Below are 17,383 nucleotides of genomic sequence, written 5' to 3' on the forward strand. Positions count from 1 at the left end.
AGTTCTATTATCCCACTCCCCTTTATAACTAGTGCTTACACCAATAGCACCAAGACCTGGAAATCCACCAAATACATTTTTATCATCTGCTAATGTTTGACTATTAGCATTCATAGTTAAACCACCTGGAGTTGGAACCCCAGCATCTGAATAATGGTAGCTAAACCCATATCCACCACCATCAAGTCCAATTTGTCCTAAAACAGATGCAAGAGTTATCATAGCCCAGTGAGCTTGCTCTCCGTGATGAGCTCTTTGAAAACCCCAACCTGCCATAATCATAGTTCTATTTTTAGCCATAAGTTCTGCTAATTCTTTTATTTTTTCTGCTTTTATACCTGTAATTTTTTCTGCTAATTCAGGAGTTTTTGGATTATTCTCATCAAATAATCTTTCTTTTAATTTAGCAAATCCTACTGTGTATTTTTTAAGGAATTTTTCATCGTGAAGATTGTTTTTAATTAGATGATAACACATTGCTTCTACTAAGGCAACATCGGTTGTAGGATTAATAAATACTTGTTCTGCATCTAAAAATCTTGCTGTATCATTATATACTGGGTCAATATTAATTACTTTTATTTTTCCATCTTTAACTAATGCTTGTAATTTTTCCATGTATGGGTATGTTTCGTGAGTTGCAACACCCCAAGCAATTTGATTAGTGTTTAGTATATCGGTAGACCACATTACAATTACTTTTGAATGTTCTAATACATTGTCCCAAGGTGTATGTTTAGCATTTGCTTCATCGTAACCTGTGATATGTGGAGTTATAGCACTAATACAATGACAAGAATAATTTAAAGTTCTTGTTGTAAAACCACCTGCAATATTTAACATTCTTCCAAGTAAGCTTTGTGGGTTATTTATATTTCCAACACAATACCAGCCGTAGCTACCACCATACACAGAATGGTGTCCATATTTTTCATAAACTCTTTTAAGCTCATTAGCTACTAATTCATAAGCTTTTTCCCAAGTAATCTCAACAAATTCTTCTTTACCCCTTAAGTTTTTAGGAGCTTTTTCAAATCCTTTTTCTAAAACACTTTTTCTAACACTTGGGTTTTTAATTCTATCTTGTGAATATACTCTATTTACTACACCATTCATAAGAGTTGTTGGTTTAAAATCCCCATTAAAAGCCTTAAATCCTTCAACTTTGCTACTTCTAATAATTGGATGATAAGCTCCAAAATGTGAAGCACTAATTAAGCTTTCATCTATTTTAGGAATAGCGTTTTCACCAATAAAATCAACAGCACCTAAACTTGACGCACTAGCTGCTACTCCTGCTGCACCTTTTAAAAAGCTTCTACGAGATAACTTTTCCATAAATTCTCCTTAAAAATTTAAATAAAACTTAATTTTATAAGTTAGATAAAATTATAATAAAATAATTTAAGAATTAAGTAAATGGAATAATATTATAAGGCTATATATAAAGTTATTATAATAATATGAACTAACACAAAAAATAATATTTTTTTAAAAATGGAATTTAAAATATAATTTTAAATTCCAAAGTAAAAACACTAAAATACAAGATTAAATAAAGCTAAAATTATAAGTATTAATACAAAACCTATAACACCTATTAAAGTTTCTAATATAGTCCAAGTTTTAAGAGTTGTTTTTTCATCTAAACCAAATAAGCCTTTTACAAGCCAAAATCCAGAATCGTTAAAATGAGAGCAAACAACACTACCACAAGCTATTGCTAAAACGATAGCAACTTTATCAAATTCTGCAATTGATGTATTTGCTGCAATAATTGGTGCCATTAAACCAGCTGTTGTAGTAAGTGCAACAGTAGCTGAACCTTGAGCAATTCTAATAATTGCTGCTATTATAAAACCAGCTAAAATAACAGGAACGCCTAAATTAGCTAAAGTTCCAGCCAACGCATCACCTATTCCACTAGCTCTTAAAACACCGCCAAACATACCACCTGCACCAGTTACAAGCACTACAGAACAAATTGCAGGAAGTGCTTTTTCACAATATTTTTCAAGATTTTTAGCACCTAAGCTCTTATTAAATACAATAATACAAATTATTAAAGTAATCATAAGAGCGATTGGAGTTTGACCTATTAGATTTAAAACATTAAAACATATATCATTTTTTGCGATTATTTCTAATTTTTGCATAGATGAGATAATTGCACTTATAAAAATCAATACTACAGGGGTTAATAATATAAATAATACGGTTAGGAATTTAGGTTTATGTTTAATTTCTATTTTTTCATCTTCAAATAAATCTGGTGCTTTAAAATACATTTTTTTACCAGAATAAAGCCCAAATAAATAAGAGCTAAAATACCAAGTAGGAAGACCAATAATAAGTCCTAATATTAAAACCCAACCAACATTAGCGTCTATTGTAGCTGCTGCTGCAACTGGACCTGGGTGTGGCGGTAAGAAAACATGCATTACAGAAAACGCACCAACTGAAGGAAGTGCATAAGTTAAAACAGAACCTTTTAATTTATGAGCTACGCTTAATATAACAGGCAACATTACAATTAACCCTGCATCAAAAAATATAGGGAAAGCAAAAATCAATGAAGCTAAACCTAGTGCAAATGGAGCTCTTTGCACCCCAAAAAACTCAATTAAAGTATCAGCTAAAACTTGAGCTCCACCAGAAACTTCTAAAATTTTACCTATCATAGCACCAATACCAACTAATAAAGCAACACTTGCTAAAGTTGAACCAAAACCACCAAGCATTACTCCTAAAATTTTATCAAGCGGCGTATTAGCTGCTAAAGAAGTTAAAAAACTTATTATTATTAATGATATGAAAGCATGAATTTTTAATTTCATAATCATAAATAATAATAAAACAACCGCAACTGCGGCAACACATAATAAGTAAGAAGCACTAAGCTCTTGCATTATTTCTCCTTTTATTTGAATTTATGTAATATTAAGAAAAATAGGTTAAAAATAGCAAGATTTTTATAAAAAAGGATAATTAATGAAACATTATAATATTGTTGTAATGGGAGTTTGCGGTTGTGGCAAAAGCACGATAGGTGCTATGATTGCAAATAGTTTAGGAGCAAGTTTTATAGATGGAGATGATTTACATCCAAGAGCAAATATAGAAAAAATGCAAAGTGGAAATCCATTAAATGATTTAGATAGAGAACCTTGGCTTGAAAGAATTGCTGATGTATTTTACTCAATTTCAAGAAGAAACCGCTCTTGTGTCATAGCTTGTTCTGCATTAAAAAAACAATATAGAGATAAAATAAGACAATCTGGTAAAATTATCTTCATTCATTTACACGGCTCAAAAGAATTAATAATGCAAAGAATGAGTAAAAGAAGCGGTCATTATATGAAAGAAAATATGATTGATTCTCAATTTTCAACATTAGAATTTCCACACAATGAAGATTTAGTAATAAATATTGATATTACCCCACCTATTGGAGAAATTGTGGAAGAAGCTTTAAATCGTTTAGAAGAATTTTAATTATTTTGCATTTCTTTAAAAACAGATATTATTTCTTCTTGACTTAAAATACCAATATGAAAATAATAGGTTTCATTATTAAATTTCATTTCTTTAAATTTCATACCAACATTTGAATTTGGTTTGAAATTTTCTCCTTCTTGAGTGTAGAAAAATTGTATAGGTATAAGTGAAATTGGAAAAACATTTAAAAGCTCGGGATTTTCAAATATATCTATATTGAAAATTTTTATATTAGGGTCTGCTAATTCATCATAAACTGATTTTAAAATAGGCTGAAACTGAATACAAGAAGAATTACTTTTATTACAAAAATTAAGCAAAATATAAGATTTATATTCTTTTATTATATTGTTATCAATGTACTCTAGCTCAAAACCATTAGTGTTGCTATAAGTTCCTTTATTGTAATAAAAATACAAAATACCAAATGCCGCAATTAATAAAGCAAAAAAGACCTTAAGTCTCATAATAAAACCTTTAAATTTAATTTTGGTATTTTAAAACAATATTTTTAATCCCTAATAAAAATTAGAGATTAAATAATTTATTTAGATTTAAAACTTAAAGTAGCAGTAAGCTGTAAAGTATCTCCGTATCTATCAAGATTATAAGGCAATTTTATACCAGCCGCAATAATTTGTAAGCCATCTTGAGGTTTGCTAAGAGTTAAAGTTGCAATACCTTTTTCATCGGTTGTAATATCATCTATATCATCATTTTGGTCTTCAAATTCAACCCCACTAATAGGTTTTCCATCTAATAATACTTGAACTTTTAATTTATCCCCTACTTTTTTGTCTAGTGGATTTTCTAATGGAATTATTTCAAACTTTAACCCTAAAGGCTTACTTGATGCTTCGTCCCAAGCGAATATACTTTTACCCATTTTAAATATTTTTCTAGTTTGAGTTACTTCATTTGCACCTGTAATGTCGGTAATTTCATTTCTAGCTTGAGAATAATGTTTGCCATCTTTTGTAAAAGTGTAATAACCAAAATCATAATTTACACTAGCTACTGATGGATTACCTTCTATAAAGATTTTATTATTTAAATAATCATATCCGGCTTTAAGCTTTTTACCCTTAGAATCTTTTGCACTTACACCAAATATTCTATCGCTTTGAAATTGACCCCAATGATCATCAGCCCAAAATCCAACCTTATAACCATCATCTGTTTTCATTGGAAAAAATTGATGAGCAAATGCAGAACTTGCAACAAAAATACTAGCTAATGTAATTTTACTTAACTTCATAATATATCCTTTTTTTAAATTAATTTGATATTGATTATTATATGAATTATTTATTAATTTTTTCTTAATTTGATAATAATTTTAATTTTCTTTAATAAATATATTTTTTACAAATAAAAAAGGATTTTAAATAAGATAAATATTATCTTTTTTTTGATATATTTTTAATACAAATTTTAAAATTAAGGAGAAAAGATGTTTAAATTAAGAACATTAAATTATGCAACAAATGCGTTTTCAGGTTTTTTAACTGAAGAAACTTTCAATTATCACTATGGTAAACATCATCAAACTTATGTTAATAATCTTAACAATTTGATTGCTGGAACAGAATTTGAAAAAAAAGATTTAGTTGATATTATCTTAACTTCTAAAGATGGTGTTTTTAATAATGCTGCACAAGTTTATAATCACGATTTTTATTTTGACTGCATTAGTCCAAAAGAAAGCAAAATGAGTGCTGAATTAGAAAAAGCAATTAACGAAGCTTTTGGAACCTGTTCAAACTTTAAAGATGAATTTATAAAAGGTGCTACAGGCTTATTTGGTAGTGGATGGTTTTGGCTTGTGTATAATACTACAAGTAAAAAACTTGAATTAGTAAAAACAAGCAATGCAGCAACTCCAATTACAGATAAATTAATTCCTTTATTAGTTGTTGATGTTTGGGAACACGCTTATTATATTGACCACAGAAATGCAAGAGCAGCTTACCTTGAAGGTTTTTATAAGCATATTAATTGGGAATTTGTATCAAGTGCTTACGAATGGGCTTTAAAAGAAGGCTTTAATTCTGTTAAATTCTATGCAAATGAATTGCATAAATAATTCTTAGCCTACTTTTGTAGGCTTATCTTTTATATACTTGAATGTTAAATTGTGCTTTTATCAAATTCTTATCAGATTTTAAAACTATTGGGAAATGAACTCGTAAAATATTTGGAAAATTATCTAAAGAATCTATGAAATCATAAAAAATAGTTGGACTTGTTATTTTTGTGCTTACTGATAACTGATAGCTTACATAATCTTCGCTAAAATCTAAATTCTTATCTAAATTCACTTCATCAAAAAAAGTCTTGCAATGATTTTTAAATTTTTCAATATCAAATTCATTATGAATTTTTGCTAAATTGGTTTTATTCTCTGATAAATAATCATTTAATTGTCTTTCAATACTTTCATTTTTTGCTTTATTTTGCTGAAATTTTGAATTTGAAGAGCTTAAAACTTCATTTGCAACTTTTAATTTATTTACACTTGGGATTATAAGCAAAGCACTAAGGGTAAAAATAGTAATCAAAAATATACTCAACCATAATAGCAACTTTACTATATCAATTTTACTCATACTATTATCTTTATTCATTAAAACCCTCAGAATTTTCAATAGTGTTAATGCTTACAAAGTTATACCAACCAGAATTTAATTGTATAAAATTAGTTTTTGATGTTTCAAAAATACTTTGAAGCGGTGTTTGTAATAAATTATTATAAATTTCTTTTGTTGGAGTAATTCCTTTAATCAATAAGCTTTTTTGCTCCATTAGAACTTCATTTAAAACTATACTATCAGGAACTAAGTCAAATAAATTTTTTATACTCTTTTTTAAATTTATATTAGAAGCTTGTATATCACTTACTAAAGCTATATATTCTTTATTTAAAATAATTTCATTCCTATTTCTTCCTATTAATTCTATCATTTTATCACTATTTTCTTTGGCTTGTTGTGCGTCGCTATATGCTAATTCTTGTTTTATTTTTATAAATACAGCAAAAAATATAATTACAAAAATAATGAAGATTAAAAAATAAAAGCATAATTTATTAAATTTATTTAATATAGGTTTTTGTTCAGCATTTTTAAGACTATATATCAATTTTTGCTCCTAAATCATTACTGCTTAATTTTAACATTTCCTTAAATATATCAATTGTATATACAATAGGCTTTATTAATAATTCACTTTCAATATAAGAATGCATAGCTTTAGAGCTTTTTTCGTGTTCAAATATAATAATATTATTAATAAAATCACTATCATAAATATTGTTATTATAAAATTCTTTAATCGCACTATTTATATATTCAAATATTTGCATATCCAAGCTAAATGATTGTAAATTTTCATTCAAATCAGAATTTAAATCAGCTCCTAAATCAAAATTATCATCAACCTTTACATTATCAAATTCATCAAAATCAAGTTCTTCTAATGTATCGTTATTGCTATCTAATTCAATTTCTTCTTCTAATTCTAAAGATTGATGGTCTTCTTCATTATCTTTGTTGATTTTAAGCTCAAAATAACTACCAAATTTAAATTTTTTACCATCATAAATCATTAAAGTAATAAATTCTCCGTATTTTAACACAAATAAACTTATGCCATCAAATACAAAACCATCTGATTTTTTATCTTGAATTAGTTTAAACAATATGCTAAAAGGAGAATAAATTAAATCCACTTGCAATTCATCAAAAACAATATCAGCATTGATTAATTCAGTTTTAGCCGCATACAAAAACGAGTTATCAAAGATTTTTAAACTAACAGCACTACTATCAACACCAAATTTTTGTAAATCTGTTTTATTGATTGTCGGCACCATTCCTTGACCGATACTAGTAAATAAAAGTGAAACATAAGTAAAATAATGATTATCAATTAAGGTTTTTATATATTTTAGTAATTTATTTTTATCTTCTTCAATAAAAGTTCTTTGATGAATTTTAATAATTTTTTCATTTTTAACAGAATAAGCTTCTATACTACAACTTTTATCCTTAATTACTAAATTAATAAAAATAGTTGATAGGTATTTTCTTATATTAAACATAAAAACCTTCTTCATTTAATTTAAGCTCTAGTTTATTAAATTCCTTATTTATTAAATTAACAGAATTTTCTTCATCTAATAATATCGGTTTTGAAATAATATAAGCAATTGTAGAAAATGGCTTAGCTAAAATCATCTTATCCCAACTTTTAGCCCTATAAAATCTACTTGCAGCATTATCAAAAATAATCGTAGGAATTTTATATTTTAAAGCTATTTTATAAGAACCTGCTGAAATGCTATGATAAGGCCCTCTAGGTCCATCAGGAGTAATATATACATCATGACCTTGTCCTAAAAGATTTTTAATTTCAAGCAATGCTTTAACTGGAGAATCATAAGTGCTACCCCTAACAGCATTTATATTAAAGTATTTCATAACACTAGCAATCAATTCTCCATCTTTGTGATTACTTATTAATACATAAGGCTTTTTTTTATAACCATTTTTCTTCATATAAGCAAAAATAAAAGCCATCATAGTAAGTTTTCCATGCCAAAAAAGTACTATGCAAGGCTCTTTAGGTAAAGTTTTTTCTCCATAAAATCTTTTTTTACAAGTTAAATAAATAATATTTAAAAGTATAAATATTATAAAAGCTAAAATTTTAACTTTGTATTTCGCCATAAAGGGTTGTCCTAGAAGTCTTTGTAATCTTTACATCAACCATTTTTCCAAGCAATTCTTCGCTACCATTTACAACTATTAAGAAATTATTATCACTTCTTCCTGCTATAGTTTGATTTTCTCTTAATTCTTCAAAATATACTTTATAAGTTTTATTTAATTGTGCTGCACTAATCTCATCTAAAATTTCATTGTATAAACTTTGTAATTTAGTTAGCCTTGCACTTGCTATATTTTCAGGAATTTGATTTGGCATTGTTGCTGCAGGTGTTAGTGGTCTTTTAGAATACTTAAATGAAAAAATTTGCTCAAATCTAATTTTTCTCATTACATCAAGTGTTAATTCAAAATCTTCATCGCTCTCACCAGGAAATGCCACGATAATATCTGTTGATATGCTAGCACTTGGAACTAATTCTCTTAATTTTAAAGCCCTATTTATAAACCATTCTCTAGTATAACCACGCTTCATAGCTTTTAAAATACTTGTGCTACCACTTTGTAAAGGCATATGCATACTTTTACAAATTTTAGGATTTTTTGCAAAAGTTTCTAAAAACTTATCATCCATATGAAGTGGGTGTGGGCTAGTGAATCTAATCCTTTCAAGCCCATCAACCTCGCTAATCTCATTTAAAAGGTCTGAAAAATCCATTTTAGGATGGTTACTTGAAAATCTTTTACCATAATTATTTACATTTTGTCCTAGCAAAAATACTTCACTAGCTCCGTTACTAACGGCTTTTTTTACTTCATTTAAAATAATATTTTTTGGAATGCTTAGCTCATCACCACGAGTGTGTGGGACGATACAATAAGCACAATGCTTATCACAACCTATCATAATATTTACATAGCTTTTATAAATACTATTTCTAAAATCAGCAAAAGCAAAATCGCTTTCATCGTAATTTATATCATTACTTATAAATTTTGGAGTTTTAATTGCTTCTGTTATACGGCTAATATTTCTTGCACCTAACACAAAATCAACTTGTGGAGCACGCTTAAAAATCTCGCTACCTAAATGAGAAGCTGTGCAACCACAAACGCCTATTTTTGCTCCTTCTTTTTTCTCTTTTAAAAAACCACCTACTTCACTAAAAAGCTTATGGACTGGTTTTTCACGCACACTACAAGTATTTATTAATATTAAATCAGCTTCTTTTTTATCTGTAGTTACTTCATAACCTTCTTTAGTGGTAAGCTCTGCAATCATACGCTCACTATCGCGAACATTCATTGCACAGCCTAAAGTTTCTATATATAATTTTTTACTCAAAGTATATGTACCTCATAAATAAATTCATCTTCTACTAAACCATATTTAACCGTATTTACATATACCTTAAAATTATTTAATTTTTCAACTAATTTTGTAATATCTTCACTAGAATTTGAATGGTCTAAAAATATAACCTTTTTTTCTTCAAGTATTTTTATAACTTCTTCAATAGTAACTTCTTTTGGTTTTGAATTTAAAGTTTGTTTTGCTAATTTAAATTTCATCTCATATCCTTTTTTAAATTAAAAAAATAAAATAATAACAAAAAGTTCTTTCATTAAACTTATTAAAAGTTATTTTTTATATAATAATAGTCTTCAAACTTCAATTAAAGGTAAAATCTTGGAAAGAATAGTAGATATAATAGAATCAATTGCGAATGAGAAATCATTGCCAATAGAAGAAGTAAGTGAGCGTGTAGTAAAAGCTATTACAAATACTGCTAAAAGACTTTTTGGTGATGATAAAGAATTTAGTGTAGATGTTAAAAAAACTCTTTGTGTATATCAAAATCTAGTAGTTGTTGCAAATAATGATGAGTTAGCTAATAATGAAAGTAAATATATTAGCCTTGATAAAGCAAAATTAGAATCAAGTGAAGTAGAAATCGGAGATACTTTAAAATATGAAATATCTTTTGCAAATCTTGATAGAACTGCAATAAATTGGCTTTATAAAGAATTAGAATATAATGTGCAAAGACTTGTAGAAGAAAAATTATTTGAAAAATACCAAAGTATGGTTGATAGATTAATTTTTGGAACGGTAGTATTTGTTGATAATGATGAAAATACTTTCATAGAATTTGATGAAATTAGAGCAGTATTACCTAGAAAAAATCGTATAAAAGGCGAAAAATTTAAAGTTGGTGATGTATTAAAAGCTGTTATTAGAAAAGTTAGTGTTGATAAAAAATTAGGCTTAAAGGTTGAAATTTCAAGAACTTCTCCTAAATTTTTAAATGCACTTTTAATGCTTGAAGTTCCAGAGATTAAAGATGGTGCTATAGAAATTATTAATTGCGCTAGAATTCCTGGTGAAAGAGCTAAAGTTTTATTAAAAGCTAACTCAATCAATATTGACGCTGTAGGTGCTAGCGTTGGAACAAAAGGTGTTAGAATTAATGCTATTAGTAAAGAATTAAATGGCGAAAATATAGATTGTATAGAGTATTCTAACGAACAAGCTATTGTAGTTTCTCGTGCTTTAGCACCTGCAATTATTAATTCAGTTACGATTGATAACGACATAGCTAAGGTTGTAATAAATCACGACCAAAAAAGTAAAGCTATAGGTAAGCAAGGAATTAATATTAGGTTATGCAATATGCTAACAGGGCTTAATATTGAATTAATTGAAGTTGGCACTGAAGCAGAAAATCATATAAGCTCAGAAGAAGCAAAAGCAAATCTTGAAAATCTATTTAAAAATATATGATTGATTTAAGCAAAAACGAAAATACTTGTAATACTTTAGATATTAAAGAAATAATTAATAGTATTGAATTTAATAAGTATTCTTTTGATAAAAATTATAAATTATTAGATGAATTAGCTAATTTTTATAATTTAAAAAGTGATAATTTTGTTCTAGGTAATGGCTCAAGTAATGTTATTTATATGAGCCTTTTAGCATTTTATAAATATTCAAATTCCAATGTTCATTTAATATCACCATTACCTACTTTTGACTTAACACTTTATTATGCTAAAAATATAGGTTATAGTATTGATGGGTTTTATTTAGATAGTGAGTTTAATTTTGATATAAATAAAATAAAAATAATCCCAAATAAAATAAATATAATCTATATTGTAAATCCAAACAATCCAACAGGCCTAATGCTAAGCAAGAAAGATTTAAATGAATTAAACTCAATTTGTAAAGATAATGTATATATGCTTTTAGATGAGGCTTATTGTGAATTTGCTGATGATTTTTATAGTTTAGAATTTGCAAAAAATCCAAATATTTTACATATTAGAACATTTTCTAAAATGTATTCATTAGCAGGTTTAAGAGTTGGATATGGGATAGCTCATAATAAATTAATAACGATTTTAAAAGATTTTTTTAGTCCTGATGCTATTAATGCTTTTGCTTTAGAGTGTGCGATTTTTGCCCTAAAACAAAATAACTTTGTAAAAACTACAAGAAAAATTATTAACGATAATAAAGCTTTATTAGAAAATGAATTTGAAACTTTAAATATAAAATATTTTAAATCTCATACTAACTTTATTTTACACGAAATTAAAAGCACAAAATACGCTGATTTTATGAAAGAATGCGGGATAATAGTTGGAAGAGCTATAGATAATTATCCTTTATTAAATAGAATTAGCATAGGAAATATTAAACAATTAAAAGAATTTACAAAAGCATTAAGGCTAGCTAAAAATCATAATTTAGTTTGAGCTTTAAGCTCAAACTTTATTTATCTTTAAAATAATTATCCAGTATTTCACAAATACAATGTATTGTGAAAATATGAATTTCTTGTATTCTTGGCGTATCCTTACTAGGTGCTTTTAGGGCAAAATACGGACTATTTTCTAATTTTTCACTAGCCAATAAAACGCATTTGCAACCAATTTTTCTAGCTTCTTCAAGTGCTAAAATAACATTTTTACTAGTCCCGCTAGTGCTTATACCAAACACTATATCTTCACTTTTAGCAATAGCATTTACTTGCCTACTAAACACATATTCATAGCCATAATCATTACCGATTGCAGTTAGTGCTGAAGTATCTGTGCTAAGTGCAATAGCACTAAGACCATTACGCTCACATTTATATCTTCCACTAAGTTCGGCTGCAAAATGTTGAGCATCTGCAGCACTACCACCATTGCCAAAAATCAATAATTTTTTACCATTTTCCAAAGCTTTTTTTATAATATCAGCTACTTGAATAATATCTTTTAAATACTCTTCATTAATATTATCATAAGCTTTTTTGTGCTCGTTTAACTCATTTTTTAATTTATTTAACATATAACTCCTTTATTTTTTCTATAATATTTGTGGTTGAATATCCTGTTTTAAATTCTATTAATTTTACTTCTTTTGCATATGATGAGCCAACAACTTCTTTTCCTTCATAATCAGCACCTTTTACCAATATATCAGGCTCTAAAGTTTTAATTAAATTAATTGGCGTATCTTCACTAAATTCACAAACATAATCTACAAATTCTAAAGCACACATCATAGCTTTTCTAGTCATTATATTATTAATTGGTCTATTTTCACCTTTTAATCTCTTAATACTTTCATCAGAATTTAAACCAACAACTAAAATATCTCCTAACTCCTTAGCTGCTCTTAAATAACTAAGATGCCCGTAATGCAAAATATCAAAACAGCCATTGGTAAAAACTATTTTTTTACCTTTACTAAGTTGTTTAATCTCATCTATATTTTTAAATTTATAAAATTCATTATCAAAATTTATAATCTCATCAAGCCCTACGCTAACAGCCCCTATCTTACCTACAACAATAGCAGCAGCTTTATTAGCTAAATCTATGCTTTTACTAATATTAAAATCATTCGCTAAGAAAAATGATAATGATGAAATCACGCTATCTCCAGCACCGGTTACATCAAAAACTTCTTTAGCTAAAGCATAATGGCGATTTAATTTATTATCATAAACAGCAGCAATTCCATTGCTACCTAAAGTAATTAATGGTATTTTTAAATCCAATTCTTTTTGTAATTTTTCTAATGATTTTAATAATATATCATCATCATATTCATTAAAATTACCTAAAAATTCACAAGCTTCTTTGTAATTAGGTGTTATTAAATCTATGCCTTTAAACTTATAAAAATCTTTCTTAGGGTCTGCTAGACTTAAAGTATTACTATCTTTTGCAAATTTAATTATTTTTTGTGCTAAATAAGGACTAACAACTCCTTTATCGTAATCACTAAAAATAATTACATCATATTTATCATTGCGTATTTTATCAAATAATTCATCAGCTAATTTATCGCTAATTTGCTCTGTGCTTTCTACATCTATTCTAACTATTTGCTGATTTGAGCCAAAAATACGAGTTTTTGTAGAAGTTTTTCTATCTTTTTGCTTAATTATATGGCAAGTTATATTTTGTTTTTGCAATTCACTTTCAATAAATCTAGCACTATCATCATCTCCAATAACACTTAAAATACTAACATTTGCACCTAATTTTGCAAGATTATTAGCAACATTTGCCATACCACCTAAGACTTTTTTCTCACTTTTAGGAGTGATTACTGGAACTGGTGCTTCTGGACTAATTCTAGTGCAATTTGCGAAAACATAAATATCGTGTATTAAATCTCCAATTACTAAAGCTTTAATATTTTTCATTCATAGTCCTTTTTTATATCTAATAAATTATTCACTTTTTTACAATATTCAAATTCTTTTAAATCTTCATTAAACAAATAACGATTATTAATATTTGCATTTATAGCCGCTTGCATATCACTTACTTTATCGCCTATAAAAATTGAATTAAATAAATCTAAATTAAATTCTTTAGCTGCTTGTAAAATAAGACCAGCTTTTGGTTTTCTACATTCACAATTATCACTAGGTATATGCAAACAAGAATAAATTTTACTTATATTAATTTTATGATTTTTAAACTCATTTAAAATAGCTTCGTTAAAAATATCCATTTGCTCTTTTGTAAAATACCCACGCCCTACTCCACTTTGATTTGTAATTATAAAAATCAAATAATCTTTATCTTGAAAGAATTTAACTATCTCAAAAATATTAGGTATAAATACTAATTTTTCTAATTCATAAACATAAGAAAAATCCTTATTAATTACTCCATCTCTATCTAAAAATAAAGCCTTTTTCATATTTTTTAATTCCATTTTTCTTTGTTCTAAAATAATTGCATCATTTAATGCTTCTTCACTATCATTTAATTCTAAAAAGCCATTATTTTCGGTAAATTGTTTATTTTTAAAACCCCAAATAAAGGCAATGATTACTATAAAAGCTAATAATATTGATACCCCTATCATTAGCATTAAAACATTTTCCATATTTATCCTTTTTGATTATTTTAATAAATATCATAAAACTATTAGGAATTTAATTTGGAAAATAAAATATAAAAATATCCATTAAAATATTCAACGAGTAATTAGCTAATATAAAAAATATTAGCTAATTTAAAATTAATTTCTAACTTTATCTAATACACCATTAATAAGCTTAGGTGCATTATCACTTGCATATTCTTTAGCTAGTTCAATAGCTTCATTTATAACAACAGCTTTATCTGTTTTTGTAAAAAGCAATTCATAAACACCAAGTCTTAAAATAGCTTTTTCCATACCACCTAAATTACTAACTTCATTGCTTTCTAAAATACCTTTTAAACACTCATCTATTTTTAATAGATTTGCTTGAACGCCGTTAAATAATTCTAAAGCCCATTCACGAATAGCATTTCTTATTTTATGCTCTTCTAAATAATCATTTACATGCTCACTATTTTGAACATAATCAAATGAATACAATAAACTTACAACCGTTTTTCTAGCTTGATGTCTAGTTGCCATTTTGAACTCTTTGTAAATTTAGCATTTCAATAGTAGTTACCATAGCTTCATAACCTTTATTGCCACTTTTAATTCCTGCTCTATCCATAGCTTGCTCTGTAGTGTTTGTTGTAAGAACACCAAAACTAATTGGAGTATCATTTGCTAAAGTTATAGCTGCAACACCCTTAGTGCATTCTGCTGATACATAATCAAAATGTGGGGTATCTCCACGAATAACAGCACCTAAAACCACTATTCCATCATAATTTTTCTTCACTGCTTGTTTTAAAGCATAAGGTAATTCAAAAGCACCAGGAACTAAAATTAAATCTAAATTCTTTTCATTTCCACCAAAACGAACAAAAGCATCTTTAGCACCTTCAACTAATTTATCAGTTATAAAACTATTAAATCTAGCGTTTATTATGGCAAATTTCTCATTACCATTTAATTTTAATTGTCCTTCAATAATATTCATACTTATTCCTTATTTAATATTTTCAATAATAAATTAATTTTCTCTTCTAATTTGCTAGTAGCTACCATATTAGGTCCATCACATAAAGCTTCACACGGATTAAAATGTGTTTCAAAGAAAAATCCATCAACGCCAACTCCAGCAGCAGCTCTTGCTAAAGGCAATACAAAAGAGCTATCTCCACCACTCTTACCACCTGCTGCTCCAGGCATTTGAACGCTATGTGTAGCATCAAATATAACAGGTGCGAAATTTCTCATAATTTTAAGAGATCTCATATCAACAACTAAATTCCCATATCCAAGACTAGTTCCACGCTCAACCGCTAAAACACCGGCTTCTCTTGCCATTTGATGAGCTTTTGAAAAATCTTCATCTTTTAAATCTTTAAATGATAATTCTCCAATATCAGAGCAAGCAAAAAAACTTTCATCATTGGTTTTATAATCATACCCTCTAGTCTGTGCTACTTTTGCTACACTATATTTCATATCACTTGGATTTAAAAATTGACCTTTTTTAATATTTATAATAGCTTTAGTTTTAGCAGCTGCAACTAATAAATCAGTTTGTCTGCATAAAAAAGCTGGAATTTGTAGAGTATCAACAACTTGAGCTGCAATTTCAGCTTGATAACTCTCGTGAATATCTGTAATTATTTTATATCCAAATTTAGATTTTATATCAGCTAAAATCTGCAAACCTTTTTCAAGTCCAGGTCCTCTAAAACTATCTAAACTTGTGCGATTTGCTTTATCAAAACTTGATTTAAAATAAAAATCAATTTGTGGATGTTTTGCAATTTTTTCTAATCTTTTTGCAACTTCTGTAACAATTTCAGGACTTTCTATAACGCAAGGTCCTGCAAATAATATTATTTTTCTCATTTTTTATTATCCTTACTTAAACTTATTCCTATACCACCTATTAAAACGCAGATTATACCTGTTAAAACTACAAAACTTGGTAAATCATCTCCTAAAAGTATTCCTAAAAATAAAGTAAATACAACATCAATATATCCAACTCCAGCTACAACCCCAGCCTTTTTAGCTGCTTTATAGGCTTTTGTTACATATATTTGGTATAGAATCGATAAAGAGCCCATTAAAATAATTAAAGTCCATATTTTATATCCAACAGGCATTACAAATGTAGCAAAAGCAAAATCAAAATGCTTAATAATACTCTCATTTAAATACTCTCCGCCTAGCATAGATAATATAGGTAAAATTGTTCCTAGTATAAAAAAACTTGATGCTATAACTTCAGTATTGTAAAACTTTCCTAATTCCCTAGCACTTGTTAAAGCAAGCGCTGCTGTTAAACCACTTAAAACACCTAAAATTGAGTTTTTAATATCAAAACCACTATGTAAATGTTCAGGTGCAAATGGTTGAATTATTAACATTACACCACCAAAAGCTAATAATAAATATAAAATACTTTTAAATCCTAACTGCTCTTTAAAAAACAAAAATGCAATTAATGCTACAAAAAGTGGATTTGTTTTTTGAAAAGCAAAAGCACCGCCTAAAGAAATATTAGCGACATTATAAAAGAAAAAATATAAAGAAATAGTTCCTATTAAACCACGAAAAAACAATAAAGAGAATTTACCACCTGATTTTTTGTGTGGAATTTTATAAATCAAATAAGCTATAAAAATAACTCCAATAACATTTCTAAAAAACATTATTTCTACACTAGGCATAGTATTTGCAAGTAGTTTTGCACAGCACCCCATGAGTGCAAATGCAAAACTAGCAATAACCATAAAATATATTCCTAGATTTTTTTTAATTAACCTTTTTAAACTAAGCATAA

21 protein-coding genes and 1 pseudogene are annotated in these 17,383 nt (G+C 27.3%); 4 read left to right on the forward strand and 18 right to left on the reverse strand.

Going from position 1 to position 17,383, the window contains the following annotated elements; translation table 11 throughout:
- Together AVBRAN9334_RS08090 and AVBRAN9334_RS08095 are read right to left on the reverse strand one after the other, a co-directional pair.
- Nucleotides 1–1,338 (reverse strand): molybdopterin-dependent oxidoreductase (locus tag AVBRAN9334_RS08090; RefSeq protein WP_336607517.1); only part of this gene is annotated, 1,338 nt, incomplete at its 3' end.
- A gap of 200 nt (nucleotides 1,339–1,538) precedes the next feature.
- Nucleotides 1,539–2,909, reverse strand: a complete 1,371-nt coding sequence (locus AVBRAN9334_RS08095) for a GntP family permease (RefSeq protein ID WP_336607518.1) — start codon at nucleotides 2,907–2,909, stop codon at nucleotides 1,539–1,541.
- Nucleotides 2,910–2,991: 82 nt separating this feature from the next.
- Between AVBRAN9334_RS08095 and AVBRAN9334_RS08100 the strand changes: the two genes are divergently transcribed.
- Nucleotides 2,992–3,495: a gluconokinase gene (locus AVBRAN9334_RS08100; RefSeq protein WP_336607519.1), complete on the forward strand. Its 504-nt coding sequence runs from the start codon at nucleotides 2,992–2,994 to the stop codon at nucleotides 3,493–3,495.
- Here AVBRAN9334_RS08100 and AVBRAN9334_RS08105 read toward each other — a convergent pair.
- Nucleotides 3,492–3,965 carry a thioredoxin domain-containing protein gene (locus AVBRAN9334_RS08105; RefSeq protein WP_336607520.1) on the reverse strand — a complete coding sequence of 158 codons (474 nt, stop codon included), beginning with the start codon at nucleotides 3,963–3,965 and terminating at the stop codon, nucleotides 3,492–3,494. The genes AVBRAN9334_RS08100 and AVBRAN9334_RS08105 overlap by 4 nt on opposite strands.
- Before the next feature lie 77 nt (nucleotides 3,966–4,042).
- Nucleotides 4,043–4,756 (reverse strand): DUF4198 domain-containing protein, encoded by a 714-nt coding sequence (locus AVBRAN9334_RS08110; protein ID WP_214120361.1) that lies wholly within the window; start codon nucleotides 4,754–4,756, stop codon nucleotides 4,043–4,045.
- Between the two features lie 195 nt (nucleotides 4,757–4,951).
- Between AVBRAN9334_RS08110 and AVBRAN9334_RS08115 the strand changes: the two genes are divergently transcribed.
- On the forward strand, nucleotides 4,952–5,584 hold the full coding sequence (locus tag AVBRAN9334_RS08115; RefSeq protein ID WP_214150353.1) for a superoxide dismutase: 633 nt from the start codon (nucleotides 4,952–4,954) through the stop codon (nucleotides 5,582–5,584).
- Nucleotides 5,585–5,606: 22 nt separating this feature from the next.
- Here AVBRAN9334_RS08115 and AVBRAN9334_RS08120 read toward each other — a convergent pair whose 3' ends face one another.
- Genes AVBRAN9334_RS08120 through AVBRAN9334_RS08145 form a run of 6 tightly spaced genes read right to left on the reverse strand, consistent with a single transcriptional unit; the run spans nucleotide 5,607 to nucleotide 9,737 of the window.
- Nucleotides 5,607–6,125, reverse strand: a complete 519-nt coding sequence (locus tag AVBRAN9334_RS08120; protein ID WP_214118565.1) for a hypothetical protein — start codon at nucleotides 6,123–6,125, stop codon at nucleotides 5,607–5,609.
- Entirely contained in the window at nucleotides 6,118–6,639 is a 522-nt protein-coding gene (locus AVBRAN9334_RS08125) for a hypothetical protein (protein WP_336607521.1), read from the reverse strand. Before AVBRAN9334_RS08125 ends, AVBRAN9334_RS08120 begins: the two co-directional genes overlap by 8 nt.
- Entirely contained in the window at nucleotides 6,629–7,600 is a 972-nt protein-coding gene (locus AVBRAN9334_RS08130) for a hypothetical protein (RefSeq protein WP_214150354.1), read from the reverse strand. Before AVBRAN9334_RS08130 ends, AVBRAN9334_RS08125 begins: the two co-directional genes overlap by 11 nt.
- Nucleotides 7,593–8,228, reverse strand: coding sequence for a lysophospholipid acyltransferase family protein (locus tag AVBRAN9334_RS08135; RefSeq protein ID WP_336607522.1), 636 nt, complete (start codon nucleotides 8,226–8,228; stop codon nucleotides 7,593–7,595). Before AVBRAN9334_RS08135 ends, AVBRAN9334_RS08130 begins: the two co-directional genes overlap by 8 nt.
- Nucleotides 8,209–9,510: a tRNA (N6-isopentenyl adenosine(37)-C2)-methylthiotransferase MiaB gene (miaB, locus tag AVBRAN9334_RS08140; RefSeq protein ID WP_214120363.1), complete on the reverse strand. Its 1,302-nt coding sequence runs from the start codon at nucleotides 9,508–9,510 to the stop codon at nucleotides 8,209–8,211. Before miaB ends, AVBRAN9334_RS08135 begins: the two co-directional genes overlap by 20 nt.
- A complete protein-coding gene (locus tag AVBRAN9334_RS08145) occupies nucleotides 9,507–9,737 on the reverse strand; it encodes an HP0268 family nuclease (protein ID WP_214118556.1) in 231 nt (76 codons plus the stop codon). The genes miaB and AVBRAN9334_RS08145 overlap by 4 nt, the downstream gene beginning before the upstream one ends.
- 118 nt (nucleotides 9,738–9,855) lie before the next feature.
- Here AVBRAN9334_RS08145 and nusA point away from each other — a divergent pair, with 118 nt between their 5' ends.
- Together nusA and AVBRAN9334_RS08155 are read left to right on the forward strand one after the other, a co-directional pair.
- Nucleotides 9,856–10,950: a transcription termination factor NusA gene (gene nusA, locus AVBRAN9334_RS08150; protein WP_214118554.1), complete on the forward strand. Its 1,095-nt coding sequence runs from the start codon at nucleotides 9,856–9,858 to the stop codon at nucleotides 10,948–10,950.
- Nucleotides 10,947–11,930 carry a pyridoxal phosphate-dependent aminotransferase gene (locus tag AVBRAN9334_RS08155; protein WP_336607523.1) on the forward strand — a complete coding sequence of 328 codons (984 nt, stop codon included), beginning with the start codon at nucleotides 10,947–10,949 and terminating at the stop codon, nucleotides 11,928–11,930. Before nusA ends, AVBRAN9334_RS08155 begins: the two co-directional genes overlap by 4 nt.
- Nucleotides 11,931–11,946: 16 nt before the next feature.
- On the opposite strand, the gene AVBRAN9334_RS08160 is transcribed toward AVBRAN9334_RS08155, so the two are convergent.
- The 8 genes and pseudogenes from AVBRAN9334_RS08160 to AVBRAN9334_RS08190 form a co-directional block, all read right to left on the reverse strand.
- Nucleotides 11,947–12,510, reverse strand: coding sequence for a D-sedoheptulose-7-phosphate isomerase (locus tag AVBRAN9334_RS08160; protein WP_214118550.1), 564 nt, complete (start codon nucleotides 12,508–12,510; stop codon nucleotides 11,947–11,949).
- On the reverse strand, nucleotides 12,500–13,879 hold the full coding sequence (gene rfaE2 / locus AVBRAN9334_RS08165) for a D-glycero-beta-D-manno-heptose 1-phosphate adenylyltransferase (RefSeq protein WP_336607524.1): 1,380 nt from the start codon (nucleotides 13,877–13,879) through the stop codon (nucleotides 12,500–12,502). The genes AVBRAN9334_RS08160 and rfaE2 overlap by 11 nt, the downstream gene beginning before the upstream one ends.
- The gene (locus AVBRAN9334_RS08170; RefSeq protein ID WP_442862365.1) at nucleotides 13,876–14,385 is read right to left on the reverse strand and encodes a D-glycero-alpha-D-manno-heptose-1,7-bisphosphate 7-phosphatase; all 510 of its coding nucleotides are present in this window, start codon (nucleotides 14,383–14,385) and stop codon (nucleotides 13,876–13,878) included. Before AVBRAN9334_RS08170 ends, rfaE2 begins: the two co-directional genes overlap by 4 nt.
- A gap of 81 nt (nucleotides 14,386–14,466) precedes the next feature.
- Nucleotides 14,467–14,574: pseudogene (gene ccoS / locus AVBRAN9334_RS10255) on the reverse strand (cbb3-type cytochrome oxidase assembly protein CcoS); the annotation flags it as partial.
- Nucleotides 14,575–14,709: 135 nt separating this feature from the next.
- Entirely contained in the window at nucleotides 14,710–15,096 is a 387-nt protein-coding gene (gene nusB / locus AVBRAN9334_RS08175; protein ID WP_214120575.1) for a transcription antitermination factor NusB, read from the reverse strand.
- Nucleotides 15,086–15,556, reverse strand: a complete 471-nt coding sequence (gene ribH / locus AVBRAN9334_RS08180; RefSeq protein ID WP_214118534.1) for a 6,7-dimethyl-8-ribityllumazine synthase — start codon at nucleotides 15,554–15,556, stop codon at nucleotides 15,086–15,088. Before ribH ends, nusB begins: the two co-directional genes overlap by 11 nt.
- Before the next feature lie 2 nt (nucleotides 15,557–15,558).
- Nucleotides 15,559–16,443 carry a 3-deoxy-8-phosphooctulonate synthase gene (gene kdsA / locus AVBRAN9334_RS08185; RefSeq protein ID WP_214120573.1) on the reverse strand — a complete coding sequence of 295 codons (885 nt, stop codon included), beginning with the start codon at nucleotides 16,441–16,443 and terminating at the stop codon, nucleotides 15,559–15,561.
- A complete protein-coding gene (locus tag AVBRAN9334_RS08190; RefSeq protein ID WP_336607526.1) occupies nucleotides 16,440–17,381 on the reverse strand; it encodes a DMT family transporter in 942 nt (313 codons plus the stop codon). Before AVBRAN9334_RS08190 ends, kdsA begins: the two co-directional genes overlap by 4 nt.
- Nucleotides 17,382–17,383: the final 2 nt, after the last annotated feature.

This window comes from Campylobacter sp. RM9334 (assembly GCF_020138145.1).
Classification (GTDB): Bacteria; Campylobacterota; Campylobacteria; order Campylobacterales; family Campylobacteraceae; genus Campylobacter_E.

Coding starts and splice junctions, on each gene's coding strand:
- AVBRAN9334_RS08155 (WP_336607523.1), top strand. CDS start 10,947: ATGATTGATTTAAGCAAAAACGAAAATACTTGTAATACTTTAGATATT.
- AVBRAN9334_RS08105 (WP_336607520.1), bottom strand. CDS start 3,965: ATGAGACTTAAGGTCTTTTTTGCTTTATTAATTGCGGCATTTGGTATT.
- AVBRAN9334_RS08115 (WP_214150353.1), top strand. CDS start 4,952: ATGTTTAAATTAAGAACATTAAATTATGCAACAAATGCGTTTTCAGGT.
- AVBRAN9334_RS08160 (WP_214118550.1), bottom strand. CDS start 12,510: ATGTTAAATAAATTAAAAAATGAGTTAAACGAGCACAAAAAAGCTTAT.
- AVBRAN9334_RS08135 (WP_336607522.1), bottom strand. CDS start 8,228: ATGGCGAAATACAAAGTTAAAATTTTAGCTTTTATAATATTTATACTT.
- AVBRAN9334_RS08120 (WP_214118565.1), bottom strand. CDS start 6,125: ATGAATAAAGATAATAGTATGAGTAAAATTGATATAGTAAAGTTGCTA.
- AVBRAN9334_RS08145 (WP_214118556.1), bottom strand. CDS start 9,737: ATGAAATTTAAATTAGCAAAACAAACTTTAAATTCAAAACCAAAAGAA.
- AVBRAN9334_RS08100 (WP_336607519.1), top strand. CDS start 2,992: ATGAAACATTATAATATTGTTGTAATGGGAGTTTGCGGTTGTGGCAAA.
- AVBRAN9334_RS08130 (WP_214150354.1), bottom strand. CDS start 7,600: ATGTTTAATATAAGAAAATACCTATCAACTATTTTTATTAATTTAGTA.
- AVBRAN9334_RS08170 (WP_442862365.1), bottom strand. CDS start 14,385: ATGAAAAAGGCTTTATTTTTAGATAGAGATGGAGTAATTAATAAGGAT.
- AVBRAN9334_RS08095 (WP_336607518.1), bottom strand. CDS start 2,909: ATGCAAGAGCTTAGTGCTTCTTACTTATTATGTGTTGCCGCAGTTGCG.
- ribH (WP_214118534.1), bottom strand. CDS start 15,556: ATGAATATTATTGAAGGACAATTAAAATTAAATGGTAATGAGAAATTT.
- nusB (WP_214120575.1), bottom strand. CDS start 15,096: ATGGCAACTAGACATCAAGCTAGAAAAACGGTTGTAAGTTTATTGTAT.
- kdsA (WP_214120573.1), bottom strand. CDS start 16,443: ATGAGAAAAATAATATTATTTGCAGGACCTTGCGTTATAGAAAGTCCT.
- AVBRAN9334_RS08190 (WP_336607526.1), bottom strand. CDS start 17,381: ATGCTTAGTTTAAAAAGGTTAATTAAAAAAAATCTAGGAATATATTTT.
- rfaE2 (WP_336607524.1), bottom strand. CDS start 13,879: ATGAAAAATATTAAAGCTTTAGTAATTGGAGATTTAATACACGATATT.
- AVBRAN9334_RS08110 (WP_214120361.1), bottom strand. CDS start 4,756: ATGAAGTTAAGTAAAATTACATTAGCTAGTATTTTTGTTGCAAGTTCT.